Here is an 18,134-nt window from a genome sequence, read left to right as displayed (position 1 = left end):
CCCGAACACGAGGAATCACATCATGGGAAAGGTCACCGGCTTCCTGGAGTACGAGCGCATCGAGGAGGGCTACCTGCCCGTCGAGAAGCGCGTCAAGAACTACAAGGAATTCGTCATCGGCCTGACGGCCGAGCAGGCCAAGGTGCAGGGCGCACGCTGCATGGATTGCGGCACGCCCTTCTGCAACAACGGCTGCCCGATCAACAACATCATTCCTGACTTCAACGACCTGGTCTACAAGAACCAGTGGAAGCAGGCCTTCGCGGTGCTTTCCAGCACCAACAACTTCCCCGAGTTCACCGGCCGCGTCTGCCCGGCGCCCTGTGAGGCCGCCTGCGTGGTCAACGTCAACGGCGACCCGATCGGCATCAAGTCGCTCGAACACGCCATCATCGACCGTGCCTGGGAAGAGGGTTGGGTCAAGCCGCAGCCTGCGGCGGTGAAGACCGGCAAGACCGTGGCCGTGGTCGGCGCCGGCCCGGCCGGCCTGGCCGCGGCCCAGCAGCTGGCGCGCGCCGGCCATGCGGTCACCGTGTTCGAGAAGAACGACCGCATCGGCGGCCTGCTGCGCTACGGCATCCCCGACTTCAAGTTCGAGAAGACGCACATCGACCGCCGGGTGGCGCAGATGGAAGCCGAAGGCGTGGTCTTCCGCACCGGCACCATCGTCGGCGAGCTGCCCAAGGACTCCAAGGTCACCAACTGGGCCAAGACCACGGTCAGCCCCGAGCAGCTCAAGGCCGAGTTCGACGCCGTGCTGATCACCGGTGGCGCCGAGCAAAGCCGCGACCTGCCGGTGCCGGGCCGCGACCTGGACGGCGTGCACTTCGCGATGGAGTTCCTGCCGCAGCAGAACAAGGTCAATGCCGGCGACAAGCTCAAGGGCCAGATCCGCGCCGACGGCAAGCACGTCATCGTGATCGGTGGCGGCGACACCGGCAGCGACTGCGTGGGCACCTCCAACCGCCATGGCGCCGCCAGCGTCACCCAGTTCGAGGTGATGCCGATGCCGCCCGAGCAGGAGAACAAGCCGCTGGTCTGGCCCTACTGGCCGATCAAGCTGCGCACTTCCTCCAGCCACGAAGAAGGCTGCCAGCGCGAGTTCGCCATCTCCACCAAGGCCTTCACCGGCGAAAAGGGCAAGATCACCGGCCTGACCACCGTCCATGTCGAGTTCAAGGACGGCAAGCTGGTCGAGATCCCCGGCACCGAGAAGTCCTGGAAGGCCGACCTGGTGCTGCTGGCGATGGGCTTCACCAACCCGGTGGCCACGCTGCTGGAGGGCTTCGGCGTCGACAAGGACGCCCGCGGCAACGCCAAGGCCCACACCGAGGCCGTCGGCGGCTACGCCACCAACGTGCCCAAGGTCTTCGCCGCCGGCGACGTGCGCCGCGGCCAGTCGCTGGTCGTCTGGGCGATCCGCGAAGGCCGCCAGGCCGCGCGCGCGGTCGACGAGTTCCTGATGGGCAGCAGCGCCCTGCCGCGCTGAGGCCTTGCCGAACGCGCACCACGGCCGGGCATCTGCCCGGCCGTTGTCGTTGGTGGGTCCTGTGCGCGTGACGCCCGTGTGAAGCCAGGCAAAGCGGCCATGGGGTCTTCAACCCCCATGCGACAATCTTCGGGTCATCCCTGAGACCGCATGGACCGCGACCCTTTCATCGAGATCGACCACGTCACCTTCGGGTACGACAGCCAGCGCACCATCCTCAACGACGTGTCGCTGGTCTTTGGCCGCGGCCAGGTCACCTCGGTGCTGGGCAACTCGGGCTGCGGCAAGACCACGCTGCTGCGGCTGATCGGCGGCGTGCACGCGGCCAGCAGCGGCCGCGTCGTCTTCGACGGCGAGGTCATCGACACCCGCAACAAGGAGCAGCTCTACCGCCTGCGTCGGCGCCTGGGCATGCTGTTCCAGTTCGGTGCGCTGTTCACCGACCTGACCGTCTTCGACAACGTGGCCTTCCCGCTGCGCGAGATGACCGATCTGCCCGAGGCGCTGATCCGCGACATCGTGCTGATGAAGCTCGATGCGGTGGGCCTGCGCGGCGCAGCGCCGCTGAAGATCAGCGAGGTGTCGGGCGGCATGGCCCGGCGCATCGCGCTGGCCCGGGCGATCGCGCTGGACCCCGAGCTGATCATGTACGACGAGCCCTTCGCCGGCCTCGACCTGATCTCGATGGGGGTGGCTGCCAAGCTGATCCGCACGCTGACCGATGTCACCGGTGCCACCACGCTGCTGATCTCGCACGACGTGCCTGAGTGCATGGCGATCAGCGACTGGGTGGTGCTGATGGCGCCGGGCGGCCGCATCGTGGCGCAGGGCACGCCCAAGGAACTGATGGATTCGACCGACCCCGAGGTGCGCCAGTTCGTGCGCGGCGAGCCCGACGGCCCGATCAAGTTCCACTACCCGGCGCCGCCGGTGGCCGACGATTTCGGCCTGGGGGGGCGCGCATGACGTGGCTGCAGACGCTGGGGCGGCGCACGCTGGACCAACTGGCCGGCTATGGCCACGCCGCCATCTTCTCCTTCGAACTGCTCAAGGCGCTGCCCGCCGCCCTGCGCCGCTTCGGCCTGGTGGTGCAGCAGATCCACGCGATCGGCAACCGCTCGTTGGTGATCATCCTGGCCTCGGGCCTGGCGGTGGGCTTCGTGCTGGCGCTGCAGATGTACTACGCGCTGGTCACCTACGGCGCGGCCGAGTCGCTGGGCCTGATCGTCAACCTGGCGCTGGTGCGTGAACTCGGGCCGGTGGTCACCGCGCTGCTGTTCGCCGGCCGCGCCGGCACCTCGCTGACCGCCGAGATCGGCCTGATGAAGGCGGGCGAGCAGATCGCCGCGATGGAGCTGATGGCGATCGACCCGCGCCAGCGCGTGCTGGCACCGCGCTTCATCGGCGGCATCGTCGCCATGCCCCTGCTGGCTGCGCTGTTCTCGGCGATCGGCATCCTGGGCGCCTATGTGGTGGCCGTGCTGCTGATCGGCGTGGACGCCGGCAACTTCTGGTCGATCATGCAGGACCGGGTGGATGTCTGGCGCGATGTCGGCAACGGCATCGTCAAGTCCTTCGTCTTCGGCGTGATCTGCACCACCGTCGCGCTCTACCAGGGCTACGAGACCGAAGCCACGCCCGAAGGCGTGGCCTACGCCACCACCCGCACCGTGGTGAACGCCTCGCTGGGGGTGCTGGCGATGGACTTCATCCTCACCGCGCTGATGTTCTCCACCCCCTGAACGGACCCGGGAGATCTCCTCATGAACAAGAAAAGCATCGAAATCCTCGTCGGCCTGTTCGTCGCCCTCGGCGCGCTGGCCCTGGTCTTCCTGGCGCTGAAGGCCGCCAACCTGGGCAGCTTCGCCAGCGGGGGCGACACCTACCGACTGCAGGCCCGCTTCGACAACATCGGCGGCCTGAAGGTGCGCGCGCCGGTGCGCTCGGCGGGTGTCAACGTCGGTCGCGTCACCGCCATCGTGCTCGACCCCAAGACCTACCAGGGCGTGGTCACGCTGGACGTGAACCGCGGGGTTGAATTCCCCAAGGACTCCTCGGCCAAGATCCTCACCGCCGGCCTGCTGGGCGACCAGTACATCGGCATCGAACCCGGCGCCGACGAGAAGAACCTCGCCGCGGGCGACGTCATCCGCCAGACCCAGTCGGCCGTTGTGCTGGAGAACCTGATCGGTCAGTTCCTGTTCAACAAGGCCGCCGAAGCCGGCGACGGAGACAAGAAATGAAGACCGCCGCGCTGCTGCTGGCCCTGGGGCTGTCCGCCACGCCGCTGTGGGCGCAGACCGCTGCCGCCGAGTCGGCCAGTGCGGCTGCGGACACGGCCGCTGCGCCCGCCCCGCTGGCGTCTCCGAAGGACCCCTTCGAGCGCGGCAACCGCGCCGTCTACCGCTTCAACGACGGCCTGGACAAGGCCGTGCTCAAGCCGGTGGCCGAGGCCTATGTGGCCGCGGTGCCTGAGCTGGTGCGCTCGGGCGTGGGCAATTTCTTCGGCAACATCGGCGACGTCTGGTCGGCGGTCAACAAGCTGCTGCAGGGCAAGGTGGTGCAGGGTGCGCAGATGACGCTGCGCGTGGCCACCAACACCGTGTTCGGCCTGGGCGGCGTGCTGGACCCCGCCACCGAGATGGGCCTGGAGCGCCAGAGCGAGGACTTCGGCCAGACCCTGGGCTACTGGGGCATGCCCTCCGGGCCTTACCTGGTGCTGCCGCTGTTCGGTCCCAGCACGCTACGCGATGCCGCCGCGCTGCCGCTGGACAAGGCAGCCACCTCGGTCAGCCATGTGATTCAGGGCGACAGTGGCGTGATCGCCGCCAACGGCCTGCAGCTCACCCAGACCCGCGCTGAACTGCTGGGCGCCTCGAAACTGCTGGGCGATGTGTCGCTGGACCCCTATGCCTTCCTGCGCGACGCCTACCTGGCGCGTCGGCGCAACCTGGTCTGGGACGGTGACCCGCCCGACGAGGACGCCGCGCAGTGAACGCACGATTTGTCACGCCCGGGCGGTGAACCGCTGCCGCCCCGGTGCGTTGAGGGAGTACCGCGCGGCCTTCATGCCGCGCTCATCCGAGAAGGAAAAGCCGATGTTTGAATCCGCTCTGATCGCCCGCTGGACCGCGCCCGCCGTGCTGGCGGTGGCCGCCCTGGTGGCACCGGCCGCCCAGGCCCAGGCCGTGACGGCCGATGCCAAGATCCAGGCGCTGTCCACCGAAGTGCTCGACACGCTGAAGGCCGACAAGGCCATCCAGGCCGGTGACGTGGGCAAGATCAACGCCCTGGTCGATGCCAAGGTGATGCCGCATGTCAACTTTCAGCGCATGACCGCCTCGGCGGTGGGCCGTGCCTGGCGCACCGCCACGCCCGAGCAGCAGCAGCGCCTGCAGGCCGAGTTCAAGACCCTGCTGGTGCGCACCTACGCGGGCGCGCTCAGCCAGGTCAAGGACCAGACCATCAAGCTCAAGCCCCAGCGCGGCGGTGCCGACGACACCGAGGTCGTGGTGCGCACCGAGATCAAGGGCAAGGGCGAACCCATCCAGCTGGACTACCGCCTCGAGAAGGCCGGCACCGACTGGAAGATCTACGACGTCAATGTGCTGGGCGTGTGGCTGGTCGACCAGTACCGCAACAGCTTCGCCACCGAGATCAACGCCAACGGCATCGACGGCCTGATCAAGTCGCTGGCCGACAAGAACGCCAAGGCGGCGACGGGCGGCAAGGCCTGATGCTGGCGCTGCCCGCCCAACTGACGCTGCGCGAGGCGCGCCAGACGCTGGCCGCGCTGTCCGGCGCACTGGCTTCTGCCCAGGGCGAGGCGGTGGTCGATGCGTCGCCACTGACCCAGATCGACTCGTCGGCGCTGGCCGTGCTGCTCGAGCTCAAGCGCCAGGCCGCGTCGCGCGGCCTGCGCTTCGAAGTGCGGGGCGCGCCGCCCCGGCTGCAGGACCTGGCGCGCCTGTACGGCGTGCAGGGGCTGCTGGCGCTGACCTGAGCCTATTCGGGCTGCAGGTAGCGCCGCTGGCGCAGGTTGCGCTTGATCTCCTGCAGCACCGGCCGGCGTGCCGGGCCCAGGCGCAGCGCCACGCCGGTGGTCAGGATGTCGATGATCATCAGGTGCAGCAGGCGCGAGACCATCGGCACGTAGCGCTCGAAATCCTCGGGGTGGTCGGCCGGCAGCAGGATCTGCCCGGCCGACTGCACCAGCTGCGCCAGCGGTGAGCCGCTGGCGGTGATCGCCACCAGCGTGGCACCCTTCTTCTGGGCGATCTCGGCGGCGTCGATCAGGTCCTTGCTGCGGCCCGAGTTGGAGATCACGATCGCGCAGTCGCCCGGCTGCAGCATCGTGGCGCTCATCACCTGCACATGGCCGTCGCCCAGTGCCGCCGAGTTGATGCCCAGGCGGAAGAACTTGTGCTGCGCGTCCTGCGCCACGATGCCCGAGTTGCCCACGCCGTAGAACTCGATGCGCCGGCCCTGCTGGGCGGCCTCGGTGAGCGCGGCCATCGCGCGGTCGAAGGCGTGGTTGGTGGCGTCGTTGCGGTACTTGAGCAGGGCGCTGACCGCGTTGTCGATCACCTTGACGATGATGTCGCCGGGCTTGTCGTCCTCGTCCACCGCGCGGTGCACGAAGGGCACGCCTTCATTGACAGTGCCGGCCAGCTTGAGCTTGAAGTCGGCCAGGCCGTCATAGCCCACGCTGCGGCAGAAACGCACCACCGTGGGCTTGCTGACATGCGAGCGTTCGGCCAGTTCGCCCACCGGCATCGACGCGAAGCTGCGCGGGTCGGCCAGCACCAGCTTGGCAACGCGCTGCTCGGCGGGCGGCAGGGCGGGGATGGAGGCGCGGATACGGTCGAGCATGTCGGGCGATACCAGTTGACCGTGGATTGTCGCGCCAGAGCGACCATGCGCCCAGCGCACGCCCACCGGCGAGGCGCTGGGCGTGCCGCCCAGCAGGGCGCTGGTCCAGTCGCGGCTCATGGGGCGATCCTCCGTGCCGCGCACGGCAGGATTCGCGCTTGGGCGCGGCTTCGCGCGCTCATTGCTCTTCCGCCCAGGCGCAGCCGTCACGCGCCACCAGCGCGCTGGCGGCGGCCGGGCCCCAGCTGCCGGCGGCGTAGGTCTTCAGGCTGCTGCCGTCGCGCTGCCAGGCGTCCAGGATGGGTTCGACCCAACGCCAGGCCTGCTCCTGCTCGTCGCTGCGCACGAACAGGTTCAGGCGGCCGGCGATGGCGTCGAGCAGCAGGCGCTCGTAGGCGCCCACGCGGTCGCTGGGGAAGGCCTTGTCGAAGTCCAGGTCCAGCGACACCGGCGCCAGCGCATCACTGGTGCCCGAGCCCTTGGCGGCCAGCATGTGCAGCTCCAGGCCATCCTCGGGCTGCAGCTTGATGACCAGCTTGTTGGCCAGCGTCGGGCCGGGGAAGATCGGGTGCGGGACCGGGCGGAAGTTGACTACGATCTGCGCATCGCGCGCCGCCAGGCGCTTGCCGGTGCGCAGGTAGAAGGGCACGCCGGCCCAGCGCCAGTTCTGCACCTCGGTGCGCAGGGCGACAAAGGTCTCGCAGTGGCTGCCGGCGGGCACCTTGACCTCCTCCAGGTAGCCCGGCACCTTCTTGCCGTCAGCGGTGCCGGCGCGGTACTGGCCACGCACCACATCGCGCGCCACGCTCTCGGCGGTGAAGGGCTTGAGCGAGCGCAGCACCTTGAGCTTCTCGTCGCGGATGGCGTCGGCGTCGTTGGTGGAGGGCGGCTCCATCGCGATCATCGTCAGCAGCTGCAGCGCATGGTTCTGGATCATGTCGCGCAGCGCGCCGGTGCGGTCGTAGAAGTCGCCGCGTGTGCCCACGCCCAATGATTCGGCCAGCGTGATCTGGATGTTGGCGATACTCTCGCGGCGCCACAGCGGCTCGAACAGCGCATTGCCAAAGCGCAGCGCCATCAGGTTCTGCACGCTGGGCTTGCCCAGGTAGTGGTCGATACGGAAGGCCTGGGTCTCGGTGAACACCGAGCGCACCACGCGGTTGATCTCCTGCGCACTGGCCAGGTCGTGACCCAGCGGCTTTTCCAGCACCACGCGCACCTTGGGGCCGTTCAGGCCGGCGGCGCCGAGCTGTTCGCAGATCACCGGAAACAGGTGCGGGCTGGTGGCCAGGTAGAGCACCGCGGTGTCGGCACCGCGCTCGTCCAGCCAGGCTTTCAGGCCGGCGTAGTCGGCCGGCTGCGACAGGTCCATGCGGCGGTAGTGCAGCAGCTCGGCGAAGCGGGCGAACTCCTCGTCGCTGGGGCGCTTGGACGGCTCGACCTCGGAGAAGCGCTCCTTGATGAAGGCGCGGTAGTCGCCGTCGCTGCGGTCGTCACGGGCCACCGCCAGGATGCGGCCGCCACCGGGCAGCTTGCCGTGGCGGAAGGCCTGGAACAGCGCGGGCATCAGCTTGCGCCATGTGAGGTCGCCAGTGCCGCCGAAGAACACGAGGTCAAAGGACATGGTGATGTAATTAAGTTACGGATATCATGATGCATGAGTTTCTTGTGTCGGTCAATCAGGGCAGGGACTTGGCCCTGGCGCGATGTAACCGACTCGAACCCCGGTGGCCGCGCCCTCGGGTTCTAATTCCCTCTGGAACGCGCCTTGCTGGCGCCACAGCACACACCACGCCATGAACCAGCTCGACCAACTCAAGGCCTACACCACGGTGGTGGCCGACACCGGCAACTTCCACCAGATGGCGCAGTACGCGCCGCGGGATGCCACGACCAACCCCTCGCTGATCCTGAAGGCGGTGCAGCAGCCGGAATACGCACCGCTGTTGAAGGACACCGTGGCGGCCCACCGCGACCAACCGCTTGATGTGATCGTCGACCAGGTGCTGGTGCGCTTCGGGCTGGAGATCCTGAAGGTGGTGCCGGGCCGCGTCTCCACCGAGGTCGATGCCCGCCTGTCCTTCGACCGCGCCGCCACCGTGGCCCGTGCCCGCCGGCTGATCGCGCTGTACGAGGCCGCCGGCATCCCGCGCGAGCGGGTGCTGATCAAGATCGCCGCCACCTGGGAGGGCATCCAGGCCGCGCGCGAACTGGAGGCCGAAGGCACGCACTGCAACCTGACGCTGCTGTTCTCCTTCGCCCAGGCGGTGGCCTGCGGCGACGCCGGCGTGCAGCTGATCAGCCCCTTCGTCGGCCGCATCTACGACTGGGCCAAGAAGCAGGCCGGCGCCGCCTGGGACGAGGCCGCGCAGTCCGGCGCCAACGACCCCGGCGTGCGCTCGGTGGCGCGCATCTTCAACCACTACAAGAAGCACGGCATCGCCACCGAGGTGATGGGGGCGAGCTTTCGCAACATCGGCCAGATCACCGCGCTGGCCGGCTGCGACCTGCTGACGATCAGCCCCGATCTGCTGGCCCAGCTGCAGGCGGCCGAGGCGCCGTTGACGCCGGCGCTGGACGCCGCCGCCGCGCGCGATCTGGACCTGCCGGCGGTGCATCACGACGAGGCCTCGTTTCGCTATGCGCTGAACGAGGACGCCATGGCCACCGAGAAGCTGGCCGAGGGCATCCGCCTGTTCGCCGCCGACTCGGCCAAGCTGGACACCCTGATCCTGGGAGCCTGAGATGAGCCACCCGCGCTGCGACGAGACCATCGCCTGGACCGCCCTGGGCGGCCACTACGAAGCCCACGGCCGCGAGCTGGACCTGCGCGAGGCCTTCGCGCGTGATGCCGGCCGTGCCGCGGCCTTCTCGCTGCAGGCGCCCGAGATCTTCGCCGACCTGTCGAAGAACCTGTGGGACGACAGCACGCGGCGCCTGCTGGTGGAGCTGGCCGAGGGCGTGCACCTGGCCGAACGCCGTGACGCCATGTTCGCCGGCGAGCCGATCAACACCACCGAAGGCCGCGCCGTGCTGCACACCGCGCTGCGCGCGCCGCGCGGCGCCGGGCCGTTCAGCGACGAGGTGCACGAGGTGCTCGACCGCCTGCTGGCCTTTGCCGAGCGGGTGCGCGACACCGCCACCAGCGGCATCACCGACATCGTCAACATCGGCATCGGCGGTTCCGACCTGGGCCCGCAGATGGCGGTGCCGGCGCTGGACGCCTTCGCCCACCCGGGCCTGCGGCTGCACTTCGTCTCGAACGTCGACGGCCACGACATCGCGCCGGTGCTGCGCCGCCTGAACCCGGCCACCACGCTGTTCATCATCGCCAGCAAGACCTTCACCACCCAGGAGACGATGGCCAATGCCGGCGTCGCCCGGGCCTGGTTCCTGGCCAACGGCGGCACCGACACGCGCAAGCACTTTGTTGGCGTCACCACGAACCTGAAGGCGGCGGCCGAGTTCGGCATCACCGAGACCTTCGGGTTCTGGGACTGGGTGGGCGGCCGCTACTCGCTGTGGAGCGCGATCGGCCTGCCGCTGGCCATCGCCATCGGCGCTGACCACTTCCGCGCCTTCCTGGCCGGCGCGCACGCGATGGACCAGCATTTCGCCCAGGCGCCGCTGCGCGAGAACCTGCCGGTGCAGCTGGGCCTGCTGGACGTCTGGTACCGCAACTTCCACCACTTCAGCAGCCGCTCGGTGGCGCCCTACCACCAGGGCCTGAAGCGCTTTCCGGCCTATCTGCAGCAGCTGGAGATGGAGTCCAACGGCAAGCGGGTGGACAGCGAGGGCCGCGCACTGCGCCTGGGCACCAGCCCGGTGGTCTGGGGCGAGCCTGGCACCAATGGCCAGCACGCCTATTTCCAGATGCTGCACCAGGGCACCGACGTGATCCCGGTGGAGTTCATCGCGGTGAAGACCCCCACCCACGAGCACGCCGACCTGCACACCAAGGCACTGGCCAACTGCCTGGCGCAGAGCCAGGCGCTGATGCTGGGCAAGACGGCGGCCGAGGCCGCCACCGAGAGCGCCCCCACCGCATCGGCCACGCTGGACCGCACCGTGCTGTCGCGCCACCGCAGCTTCCCCGGCAACCGCCCCAGCACGACGCTGGTGCTGGACGCGCTGACGCCGCGCGCGCTGGGTGCCTTGATCGCGCTGTACGAGCACCGCGTCTTCACCAGCGCCGCGGTCTGGGGCATCAACGCCTTCGACCAGTGGGGCGTGGAGCTGGGCAAGGCGCTGTGCAACCAGCTGCTGCCGCGCTTCGCCTCCGGGGACTTGTCCGGGCTGGACGGCTCCACCGCCGCGCTGCTACAACGTCTGCGTGCCTGACCACCTCAAGGACACCCGATGAAGCCCACCCACCTGATCTTCGATTTCGGCGGTGTGGTCTTCCAGTGGAACCCGGTGCGCCTGATCGCCCGCGTGCTGCCCGAGCGGGCCAATACGCCGGAGGCGGCCGACCAGTGGAAGGACCGCTTCTTCCAGGGCTACACCGGCGACTGGGGCGCCTTCGATGGCGGCCATGCGACGGCCGAAGAAACCGCTAAGCGCATCGCCACCCGCACGGGCCTGACGCTGGCCGAGGTGCAGGCGGTGCTGGATGCGGTGCCCGACGCACTGGCCCCGGTGCCCGAGATGGTGGCCCTGCTGCGCCGCCTGCGCGCCGCTGGCCACCGCCTGTATTTCCTGTCCAACATGCCGGCCCCCTACGCCGATCACCTGCGCCGCACGCACGACTTTCTGCTGGGCTTCGAGGACGGCATCTTCTCGTCCGAGGTGCGGCTACAGAAGCCCGACCCGGCGATCTACGAACTGGCGCTGAAGCGCTTCGAGATCACGCCGCGCGACAGCCTGTTCATCGACGACCACCTGGCCAACATCGAGGCCTCCAACCGCTTCGGCCTGCCGGCGCTGCTGTTCACCGACCCGGCGCGCCTGGAGCGCGACCTGGCCTCACGCGGCATCCGCTGCTGAACCCCGCGCCCGGGCCCGCCGCCACTGGCGGTCGCTGCTGAAACCGGCCAGCGCCAGCGCACGGGCCATGGGCCATCCCGCGGCCAGGGCCTCGCGCATGAAGGCACTGCGCACCCGCTCCACGTAGTCGCGCGGCGTGCAGCCCACATGCTCGGCGAACAGCCGGCCCAGGTGGCGCGGCGTCACATGGGCGACCTCGGCCAGGCGCTCCAGCGTCCAGTCCTCGGCCGGGCGCTCGCCCACCGCGTTTTGCACCCGGTGCAGCGCGGGATGCAGGTGGCTGCGTCCGGCCAGCAGCGGCGAGCGCTCGGGGTCACCGGCGCCGCGGCGGTGGAACACCACCAGCACCTGCGCCACCTCGGCCGCCAGCGCCTCGCCGGCATGCTGCGCGATGCAGTGCAGCGCCAGGTCGATGCCGGCGGTCACGCCGGCCGAGCACAGCAGGTTGCCGTCGTCGACGAACACCCGGTCGGCCAGCACCCGGGCACCGGGGGCCAGGCGCGCCAGGTCGTCCAGCAACTCGTGGTGGGTGGTGGTGCAGCGGCCGGACAGCAGGCCGGCATCGGCCGCCAGCAGCGCGCCCGAGCAGACGGTGAGCAGCCGGTGCGGAGAGCTCGGGTCGGCCAGGGCCGGTCCCAGCACGCGGGACAGCCAGTCGCGTGCCGCCAGCCACGGGGCCTGGGCGCGCACCACCGCCTCGGCCTCGCCCGGGCGGCCCAGCAGCACCACCCAGGTCGGGCGCTCGAGGGATGCCGGCAGCGGCTCGATGCCCGCCAGCTGCACGCCCACCGAGGAGCGCACCTGGGCCTGCGGCCCGACATGGCGCAGCCGCCACAGCGGCGCGCGGCCCTGCCGCGCCAGCGCCTGGTTGGCCAGCCGGAAGGCCTCGGCGGGGCCCGCCAGGTCCAGCAACAGCGACTCCGGCAGGACGACGAAGCACACGTCCACCGGCGCCGCGGCCGCCGGCCTCAGGGCGACGGCGACCATGGGTAGTCCATCTGCCGGGCGGTGGCCTGCGCCAGCTCGGGTCCGGCCGCGCGCGCCACCAGGTGCAGCGCCATGTCGATGCCGGCAGCGATGCCAGCCGAGGTGGCGCTGCGGCCGTTGTCGATCCAGCGCCGCTCGGGCCGCACCTGCAGCGCCGGAAAACGCTGCGCCAGGTCCTCGGCATCCTCCCAGTGGGTGGTGACCGCCTGGTCGGTGACGATGCCCGCCGCGGCCAGCACGAAGGCGCCGGTGCACACCGAGGCGGTGATCGCCGCGTCGCCGGCGCGCCGCGCCAGCTCGGCCAGCGTGGCCGGCTGGGCCAGCACCCCGTCGACCACACCGCCGGGCACCAGCAGCCAGTCGGTCGCCGGTGCCTGGGCCAGCGCGTGGTCGACGCTGATCGCCAGCCCGGCGCGGGCCCGCACCGGCCAGCCGTCGGCCGAGGCGGTGATCAGCTGGAAGCGCGGCCCGGCGCCACCCTGGCGCCGGGCATGGACCCGCGCCGCGGTGGTGAAGACCTCGTAGGGGCCGGCGAAGTCGAGCAGCTCCATCTCGTTGAAGGCCAGCAGCAGGACCGTGGTGCGCGTACTCACCGGGCACGCTCCAGCGCCTGCGCCACCGTGACCAGCGTGGCGAAGCGGCCGGCCAGCACGGTCTCGGTGCGCTCGGTGACCGCCTCGGCGCTCAGCACGCTGCCGGTGGGCGTGCGCATGTCGAAGGTCAGCGTGGCCTCGGTGCAGTAGTCCACCGTCCAGCCCTCGTCGCTGGCGTGGCGGGTGGTGGTCTCGCAGCATTGCTCGGTGCGGATGCCGGCCACGATCAGGCGGCGGATGCCCTGCTGGTGCAGCCAGACCGGCAGCCCGGTGCCGACCAGCGCGCTGTGGCGGTGCTTCTCCACCGTCAGCGCGGCATCGAAGGCGCACAGGCCCTGCAGCGGCCGCACCAGGCCGCTGGCGTGGGCGAAGGGGTTGTCGGCCGTGTCGGGGCCGTCGGTGTGGAAGATGCGCACCACCGGCACGCCGGCGGCCACGCAGCCCTGGACCAGGGCGTTGCAGCGCGCCAGGAAGGCGGCGGCACGGTCGGCCTGCCAGTAGGGGCGGGCGGTGAAGCTGTCCTGGACGTCAATCAGCAGCAGGGCGGTGGTGGACATGGCGGGTGGGCGATGGCTGTGGATGAGGATGCCATCGTCGCCCACCGCGCGTCCAGCGCCCAGGCCGCGCGCGGACCGCTTGCGGTCAAAAAAGGACGTGTGAGCGCAGCGTGCTCAGCGCGGCGCCAGCCAGCGCTCGGCGATGCGCACCCAGAGCGCGGCGCCGGTGGGGATCACCGCGTCGTTGAAGTCGTAGTGCGGGTTGTGCAGCGTGCAGGGGCCCAGGCCGTGGGTGGCGTCGGCATAGGCGCCGCGGTGGTCGCCCTCGCCGTTGCCGATCACGAAGTAGGCGCCCGGGCGCTCCAGCAGGAAGTAGCTGAAGTCCTCGGCGCCCATCGTCGGGTCGAACTCGTGGGTGCGCTCCGCACCGACCACCTCCTGCATCACCGAGCGGACGAAATCGGCCTCGGCGTCGTGGTTGATGGTGGGCGGGTAGTTGCGCACGAACTCGAAATCGACCGTGGCGCCGAAGGCCGCGGCGGTGTGGCGCGCGATCTCGCCCATGCGCTGCTCGATCATGTCGAGCACGGGCAGGGTGAAGGTGCGCACCGTGCCCTCGATCACGCACTGGTCGGGGACCACGTTGGTGGCCTCGCCGGTGTGGATCATCGTGACCGAGATCACCGCCGCGTCGGTGGGCTTCTTGTTGCGCGTGACGATGGTCTGGAAGGCCTGCACCATCTGGCAGGCCACCGGCACCGGATCGATGCCGTTGTGCGGCAGTGCGGCGTGCGAGCCCTTGCCGCGGATCGTGATCTTGAACTCGTTGCTCGAGGCCATCGCCGGGCCGCGGCACACCGCCAGGTCGCCCGCGGGCAGGCCGGGCCAGTTGTGCATGCCGAACACCGCGTCCATCGGGAAGCGCTGCAGCAGGCCGTCCTTGATCATCTCGCGGGCGCCGCCGCCGCCTTCCTCGGCCGGCTGGAAGATCAGGTAGACCGTGCCGTCGAAGTTGCGGTGCGTGGCCAGGTGCTTCGCCGCCGCCAGCAGCATGGCGGTGTGGCCATCGTGGCCGCAGGCGTGCATGCGGCCGGGGTGGCGGCTGGCATGCTCGAAGGTGTTGAACTCGGTCATCGGCAGCGCGTCCATGTCGGCGCGCAGGCCCACGGCGCGCGGGCTGTCGCCGCCGCGGATGATGCCCACCAGGCCGGTCGTGCCCAGGCCGCGCTCGATCGGGATGCCCCACTCGGTCAGGCGCTGCGCGACCACCTCGGCGGTGCGCACCTCGTGGAAGCACAGCTCCGGGTGGGCGTGCAGGTCACGACGGATGCGGGTGATCTCGTCGTGGTGGGGGCGGAGGTCGTCGATCAGGGCCATGGGGGCGATCTTAGCGGTCGGGGCCCGACCCCGGTGGGCCGGGGGTCAGCGACGCACGCCGCCGTTCTCGGTCAGCATCGACAGCTCGACGAAGCGCGAGGCCACATGGTTGCCGGCCGAGAAGTTGACGCTGAAGCCGCCCAGCGAGTGGTTCTGCAGCGCCTCCAGACCGCCCACCAGGCCGTCCGGGCTGATGCTGCGGGCCCGCTTGAGCCCCTCGATCAGCACGCGCGCGCCGATGTAGCCCTCGATGCCCGAGTAGTTGGGTCGCAGGCCACCACCGGCCTTGCGCACCAGCTCCAGGTACTCGCGCACGATCGGGATCGACTGCGTGTAGGGGTAGGGCATGACCTGGCTGACCATCACGCCGTGCGCCTCCTTGCCCAGCTCGTCCGCCAGCGCCTGCGTGCCGACGAAGGACACGTTGTAGAAGGTGCCGCCATAGCCGGCCCGGCGCGCCTGGCGCACGAAGGCGGCGCAGCTCTTGTAGGCGCTGATCTGCACCACCGCATCCGGCCGGCCGGCGACGATGGCCTTCACGGCCGCCGCCACGTCCACGGTGTTGCGCTCCACCGTGCCCACCGCCACCGGCTCCAGCTGCTGCGCCTTCAGGGCCTTGACCACGCCGTCCAGACCGGCCTGGCCGTAGCTGTCGTTCTGGCGGAACACGGCGATGCGCTTGAGCCCCAGGCCGGTCAGCTGGCGCACGATCAGCGCGGTCTCGTCGTCGTACGAGGCGCGCACATGGAAGACCTGGCGCAGCGCCGGCTCGCGCAGCGACATCGCGCCGGTGAACGGCGCGATGAAGGGCGTGCGGCCCTCCTTGACCAGCGGCAGTGCCGCCAGCGAGGTGGGCGTGCCCACATAGCCAAACAGCGCGAAGACCTCGTCCGACAGGAAGCGCGCGGTGTTGGCCTTGCAGCGCTCGGGGTCGTAGCCGTCGTCGAGCGACTGGATCTCGATCGTGGTGCCGTTCAGGCCCCCGGCGGCATTGAAGGCGTCAAAGCACAGCTTGGCGCCGCGGTTGAGCTCGATGCCCAGCTGCGCGGCCGGGCCGCTGAAGGCGGCCGACTGGCCCAGCACCAGGCGGTTGCTGCGCTGCGCGCGGCCGGCCAGCGGCCAGCCGAGCGCGGCCGCCCCCAGCGCGCCCAGCGCCTGGCGACGATGGCGGTTCATGGTCAGGACTCCCAACGAGGTCGATGTTGTGGGCAGGATTCTGGCAGCGGTTTCGGTCATTTCCGCGACCGAGACCCTGACCTCGATCGTGGGAGGCGGCTGTGCCATCATCGCCGCCCATGAGCGAGTCCCTGCGCACCGTCCACGCCGCCTGTCCGCACGACTGCCCCGACACCTGTGCCATGAAGGTGACGGTGGACGGCGAGCGCATCGTGCGCATCCAGGGCGATCCCGACCACCTGACCACCCACGGCGCGCTGTGCACCAAGGTGTCGCGCTATGCCGAGCGCACCGACCACCCCGAGCGCGTGCTGACACCGCTGCGCCGCGTTGGCGCCAAGGGCGAGGGCCGCTTCGAGCCGGTGAGCTGGGACGAGGCGCTGGACGACATCGCCGCCCGCCTGGCCGCGATCGCCGCGCGCCAGCCTGAGGCCATCGTGCCCTACAGCTACGCCGGCACGATGGGCCTGGTGCAGGGTGAGAGCATGGCGGCGCGCTTCTGGCACCGGCTGGGTGCCTCGCGCCTGCACCGCAGCATCTGCGCCGAGGCCGGCGGCGAGGGCCTGGCCGCCACCTACGGCGGCAAGCTGGGCATGCATGTGCAGCACTTTGCCGAGAGCCGGCTGATCCTGGTCTGGGGCAGCCACTCGATCGCCTCCAACCTGCACTTCTGGACCTACGCCCAGGCCGCCAAGCGGGCCGGTGCCAAGCTGATCGCGATCGACCCGCGCCGCACCGAAACCGCCGAGAAATGCCACCAGCACCTGGCGCTGCGCCCCGGCACCGACGGCGCACTGGCGCTGGGCCTGATGCACGAGCTGATCACCCAGGGCTGGCTCGATCAGGACTACATCGACCGCCATGTCGAGGGCTGGCCGGCGCTGCGCGAGCTGGCGCTGCAGTGGCCGCCCGAGCGCAGCGCGGCTGCCTGCGGCCTGACGGCCGACGAGGTGCGCGGCCTGGCGCGCGACTACGCCACCACCGCGCCGGCAGCGATCCGCCTGAACTACGGCATGCAGCGCGTGCGTGGCGGCGGCAACGCGGTGCGCCTGATCGCGCTGCTGCCCTGCCTCACCGGCGCCTGGCGCCACCGCGCCGGTGGTCTGCTGCTGTCGGCCTCGGGCTGGGCCGCGCCGGCCAAGCGCAGCGCCTGGCTGCAGCGGCCCGACCTGCTGGCTGGCCGCCAGCCGCGCACCGTCAACATGAGCACCATCGGCGACGCGCTGCTGCACCCTGGCGGCGCCGGCTTCGGCCCGAAGATCGAGGCCCTGGTGGTCTACAACAGCAACCCGGTGGCGGTGGCGCCCGAATCGGGCAAGGTGGTGGCGGGCTTCCGCCGCGAGGACCTGTTCACCGTGGTGCTGGAGCACTTCCTGACCGACACCGCCGACCACGCCGACTACGTGCTGCCGGCCACCACCCAGCTGGAGCACTGGGACGCCCACACCAGCTATGGCCACACCTGGGTGCTGATCAACCAGCCGGCGATTCCGCCGCGCGGCCAGTCGCGCTCGAATGCCGAGATCTTCCGCCAGCTGGCGACCCGGATGGGCTTCACCGAGCCCTGCTTCCAGGACAGCGACGAGGCCCTGGCGCGCGGCGCCTTCAACGACAGCATCGACCACGCCGCGCTGTGGCGCGACGGCTGGACCCGCCTGCCGGTGCCCGACGCGCCCTTCGCCGACGGCGGCTTCGCCACGCCCAGCGGCAAGGCCCTGGCCACGCCGCTGCCCGAGGTGGTCCTGAACCACGAGTGCCAGGAAGCCACGCCCGAGCTGGCCGCGCGCTACCCGCTGGCGATGATCTCGCCGCCGGCGCGCCATTTCCTGAACTCCACCTTCGTCAACGTCAAGAGCCTGCGTGCCATCGAGGGCGAGCCCTGCCTGGAGATGCATGCCGACGACGCCGCCGCCCGCGGCCTGGCCGACGGCCAGCCGGTGCGTGTCTTCAACGACCGCGGCGAGCACCATTGCGTGCTGCGCGTCAACGGCCGCGCGCGGCCGGGCGTGGTCAACGGCCTGGGCGTGTGGTGGCGCAAGTTCGGCCGCAACGGCACCAATGTCAACGAGCTGACCCACCAGCAGCTCACCGACCTGGGCCAGGCGCCGTCCTTCTACGACTGCCTGGTCGAGGTGACCGCGCTGTGATGGGGCGGCG

18 protein-coding genes and 1 pseudogene are annotated in these 18,134 nt (G+C 70.4%); 12 read left to right on the top strand and 7 right to left on the bottom strand.

Translation table 11 applies throughout. The annotated features are described in order from the left end of the window. The first annotated feature begins 22 nt into the window (after positions 1–22). The 7 genes from KAK07_RS13660 (at position 23) to KAK07_RS13630 (ending at position 5,492) form a co-directional block, all read left to right on the top strand. A complete protein-coding gene (locus tag KAK07_RS13660; protein ID WP_210854207.1) occupies positions 23–1,489 on the top strand; it encodes a glutamate synthase subunit beta in 1,467 nt (488 codons plus the stop codon). Between the two features lie 150 nt (positions 1,490–1,639). Beyond that, on the top strand, positions 1,640–2,455 hold the full coding sequence (locus KAK07_RS13655; protein WP_210861361.1) for an ABC transporter ATP-binding protein: 816 nt from the start codon (positions 1,640–1,642) through the stop codon (positions 2,453–2,455). Then, positions 2,452–3,231, top strand: a complete 780-nt coding sequence (gene mlaE / locus KAK07_RS13650) for a lipid asymmetry maintenance ABC transporter permease subunit MlaE (RefSeq protein ID WP_210800557.1) — start codon at positions 2,452–2,454, stop codon at positions 3,229–3,231. Before KAK07_RS13655 ends, mlaE begins: the two co-directional genes overlap by 4 nt. Before the next feature lie 21 nt (positions 3,232–3,252). Further along, positions 3,253–3,732, top strand: a complete 480-nt coding sequence (mlaD, locus tag KAK07_RS13645) for an outer membrane lipid asymmetry maintenance protein MlaD (protein ID WP_210854205.1) — start codon at positions 3,253–3,255, stop codon at positions 3,730–3,732. Further along, positions 3,729–4,484: an MlaA family lipoprotein gene (locus KAK07_RS13640; RefSeq protein ID WP_210861359.1), complete on the top strand. Its 756-nt coding sequence runs from the start codon at positions 3,729–3,731 to the stop codon at positions 4,482–4,484. Before mlaD ends, KAK07_RS13640 begins: the two co-directional genes overlap by 4 nt. A gap of 103 nt (positions 4,485–4,587) precedes the next feature. Continuing rightward, entirely contained in the window at positions 4,588–5,226 is a 639-nt protein-coding gene (locus KAK07_RS13635; RefSeq protein WP_210800562.1) for an MlaC/ttg2D family ABC transporter substrate-binding protein, read from the top strand. Further along, the gene (locus KAK07_RS13630; protein WP_210854202.1) at positions 5,226–5,492 is read left to right on the top strand and encodes an STAS domain-containing protein; all 267 of its coding nucleotides are present in this window, start codon (positions 5,226–5,228) and stop codon (positions 5,490–5,492) included. The genes KAK07_RS13635 and KAK07_RS13630 overlap by 1 nt, the downstream gene beginning before the upstream one ends. 2 nt (positions 5,493–5,494) lie before the next feature. Here the strand turns inward: KAK07_RS13630 and KAK07_RS13625 are convergent, their stop codons facing one another. After that, entirely contained in the window at positions 5,495–6,361 is an 867-nt protein-coding gene (locus KAK07_RS13625) for a MurR/RpiR family transcriptional regulator (protein WP_210861494.1), read from the bottom strand. Between the two features lie 178 nt (positions 6,362–6,539). Then, positions 6,540–7,985: a glucose-6-phosphate dehydrogenase gene (zwf, locus tag KAK07_RS13620; protein WP_210854201.1), complete on the bottom strand. Its 1,446-nt coding sequence runs from the start codon at positions 7,983–7,985 to the stop codon at positions 6,540–6,542. Positions 7,986–8,157: 172 nt separating this feature from the next. Between zwf and tal the strand changes: the two genes are divergently transcribed. From tal to KAK07_RS13605, 3 genes are read left to right on the top strand one after another with little or no spacing between them, the layout of a single operon-like run. Next, positions 8,158–9,105: a transaldolase gene (tal, locus tag KAK07_RS13615; RefSeq protein ID WP_210854200.1), complete on the top strand. Its 948-nt coding sequence runs from the start codon at positions 8,158–8,160 to the stop codon at positions 9,103–9,105. Position 9,106: 1 nt separating this feature from the next. Beyond that, complete coding sequence (gene pgi / locus KAK07_RS13610) at positions 9,107–10,702, top strand: glucose-6-phosphate isomerase (protein ID WP_210861358.1); 1,596 nt, start codon at positions 9,107–9,109, stop codon at positions 10,700–10,702. Positions 10,703–10,720: 18 nt separating this feature from the next. Then, entirely contained in the window at positions 10,721–11,347 is a 627-nt protein-coding gene (locus KAK07_RS13605) for an HAD family hydrolase (RefSeq protein WP_210861356.1), read from the top strand. Here KAK07_RS13605 and KAK07_RS13600 read toward each other — a convergent pair. The 5 genes from KAK07_RS13600 to KAK07_RS13580 all read right to left on the bottom strand — a co-directional run bounded on the left by KAK07_RS13600 (position 11,327) and on the right by KAK07_RS13580 (position 15,977). Continuing rightward, positions 11,327–12,334 carry a GlxA family transcriptional regulator gene (locus tag KAK07_RS13600; RefSeq protein WP_210854197.1) on the bottom strand — a complete coding sequence of 336 codons (1,008 nt, stop codon included), beginning with the start codon at positions 12,332–12,334 and terminating at the stop codon, positions 11,327–11,329. The genes KAK07_RS13605 and KAK07_RS13600 overlap by 21 nt on opposite strands. Next, positions 12,316–12,927 (bottom strand): DJ-1/PfpI family protein, encoded by a 612-nt coding sequence (locus KAK07_RS13595; protein WP_210861355.1) that lies wholly within the window; start codon positions 12,925–12,927, stop codon positions 12,316–12,318. The genes KAK07_RS13600 and KAK07_RS13595 overlap by 19 nt, the downstream gene beginning before the upstream one ends. After that, positions 12,924–13,484 carry a cysteine hydrolase family protein gene (locus KAK07_RS13590; RefSeq protein ID WP_210861353.1) on the bottom strand — a complete coding sequence of 187 codons (561 nt, stop codon included), beginning with the start codon at positions 13,482–13,484 and terminating at the stop codon, positions 12,924–12,926. Before KAK07_RS13590 ends, KAK07_RS13595 begins: the two co-directional genes overlap by 4 nt. Before the next feature lie 114 nt (positions 13,485–13,598). Next, the gene (locus KAK07_RS13585; RefSeq protein WP_210861351.1) at positions 13,599–14,801 is read right to left on the bottom strand and encodes a M20 aminoacylase family protein; all 1,203 of its coding nucleotides are present in this window, start codon (positions 14,799–14,801) and stop codon (positions 13,599–13,601) included. Positions 14,802–14,846: 45 nt separating this feature from the next. Continuing rightward, entirely contained in the window at positions 14,847–15,977 is a 1,131-nt protein-coding gene (locus KAK07_RS13580) for an ABC transporter substrate-binding protein (protein WP_210861349.1), read from the bottom strand. A gap of 119 nt (positions 15,978–16,096) precedes the next feature. On the opposite strand from KAK07_RS13580, the pseudogene KAK07_RS25945 reads away from it, so the two are divergent. Both KAK07_RS25945 and KAK07_RS13575 read left to right on the top strand, forming a co-directional pair. Beyond that, positions 16,097–16,210, top strand: a pseudogene (locus KAK07_RS25945) (hypothetical protein); the annotation flags it as partial. A gap of 36 nt (positions 16,211–16,246) precedes the next feature. Beyond that, the gene (locus KAK07_RS13575; protein ID WP_445663769.1) at positions 16,247–18,124 is read left to right on the top strand and encodes a molybdopterin-containing oxidoreductase family protein; all 1,878 of its coding nucleotides are present in this window, start codon (positions 16,247–16,249) and stop codon (positions 18,122–18,124) included. Positions 18,125–18,134: the final 10 nt, after the last annotated feature.

Source organism: Ideonella alba (assembly GCF_018069875.1).
In the GTDB taxonomy this organism is placed as follows: Bacteria; Pseudomonadota; Gammaproteobacteria; order Burkholderiales; family Burkholderiaceae_C; genus Ideonella; species Ideonella alba.
Note: the sequence above shows the minus strand (reverse complement) of the source record. Positions and strands in the feature narration are given on the sequence as shown.

Coding starts and splice junctions, on each gene's coding strand:
- KAK07_RS13660 (WP_210854207.1), top strand. CDS start 23: ATGGGAAAGGTCACCGGCTTCCTGGAGTACGAGCGCATCGAGGAGGGC.
- KAK07_RS13655 (WP_210861361.1), top strand. CDS start 1,640: ATGGACCGCGACCCTTTCATCGAGATCGACCACGTCACCTTCGGGTAC.
- mlaE (WP_210800557.1), top strand. CDS start 2,452: ATGACGTGGCTGCAGACGCTGGGGCGGCGCACGCTGGACCAACTGGCC.
- mlaD (WP_210854205.1), top strand. CDS start 3,253: ATGAACAAGAAAAGCATCGAAATCCTCGTCGGCCTGTTCGTCGCCCTC.
- KAK07_RS13640 (WP_210861359.1), top strand. CDS start 3,729: ATGAAGACCGCCGCGCTGCTGCTGGCCCTGGGGCTGTCCGCCACGCCG.
- KAK07_RS13635 (WP_210800562.1), top strand. CDS start 4,588: ATGTTTGAATCCGCTCTGATCGCCCGCTGGACCGCGCCCGCCGTGCTG.
- KAK07_RS13630 (WP_210854202.1), top strand. CDS start 5,226: ATGCTGGCGCTGCCCGCCCAACTGACGCTGCGCGAGGCGCGCCAGACG.
- KAK07_RS13625 (WP_210861494.1), bottom strand. CDS start 6,361: ATGCTCGACCGTATCCGCGCCTCCATCCCCGCCCTGCCGCCCGCCGAG.
- zwf (WP_210854201.1), bottom strand. CDS start 7,985: ATGTCCTTTGACCTCGTGTTCTTCGGCGGCACTGGCGACCTCACATGG.
- tal (WP_210854200.1), top strand. CDS start 8,158: ATGAACCAGCTCGACCAACTCAAGGCCTACACCACGGTGGTGGCCGAC.
- pgi (WP_210861358.1), top strand. CDS start 9,107: ATGAGCCACCCGCGCTGCGACGAGACCATCGCCTGGACCGCCCTGGGC.
- KAK07_RS13605 (WP_210861356.1), top strand. CDS start 10,721: ATGAAGCCCACCCACCTGATCTTCGATTTCGGCGGTGTGGTCTTCCAG.
- KAK07_RS13600 (WP_210854197.1), bottom strand. CDS start 12,334: ATGGTCGCCGTCGCCCTGAGGCCGGCGGCCGCGGCGCCGGTGGACGTG.
- KAK07_RS13590 (WP_210861353.1), bottom strand. CDS start 13,484: ATGTCCACCACCGCCCTGCTGCTGATTGACGTCCAGGACAGCTTCACC.
- KAK07_RS13585 (WP_210861351.1), bottom strand. CDS start 14,801: ATGGCCCTGATCGACGACCTCCGCCCCCACCACGACGAGATCACCCGC.
- KAK07_RS13580 (WP_210861349.1), bottom strand. CDS start 15,977: ATGAACCGCCATCGTCGCCAGGCGCTGGGCGCGCTGGGGGCGGCCGCG.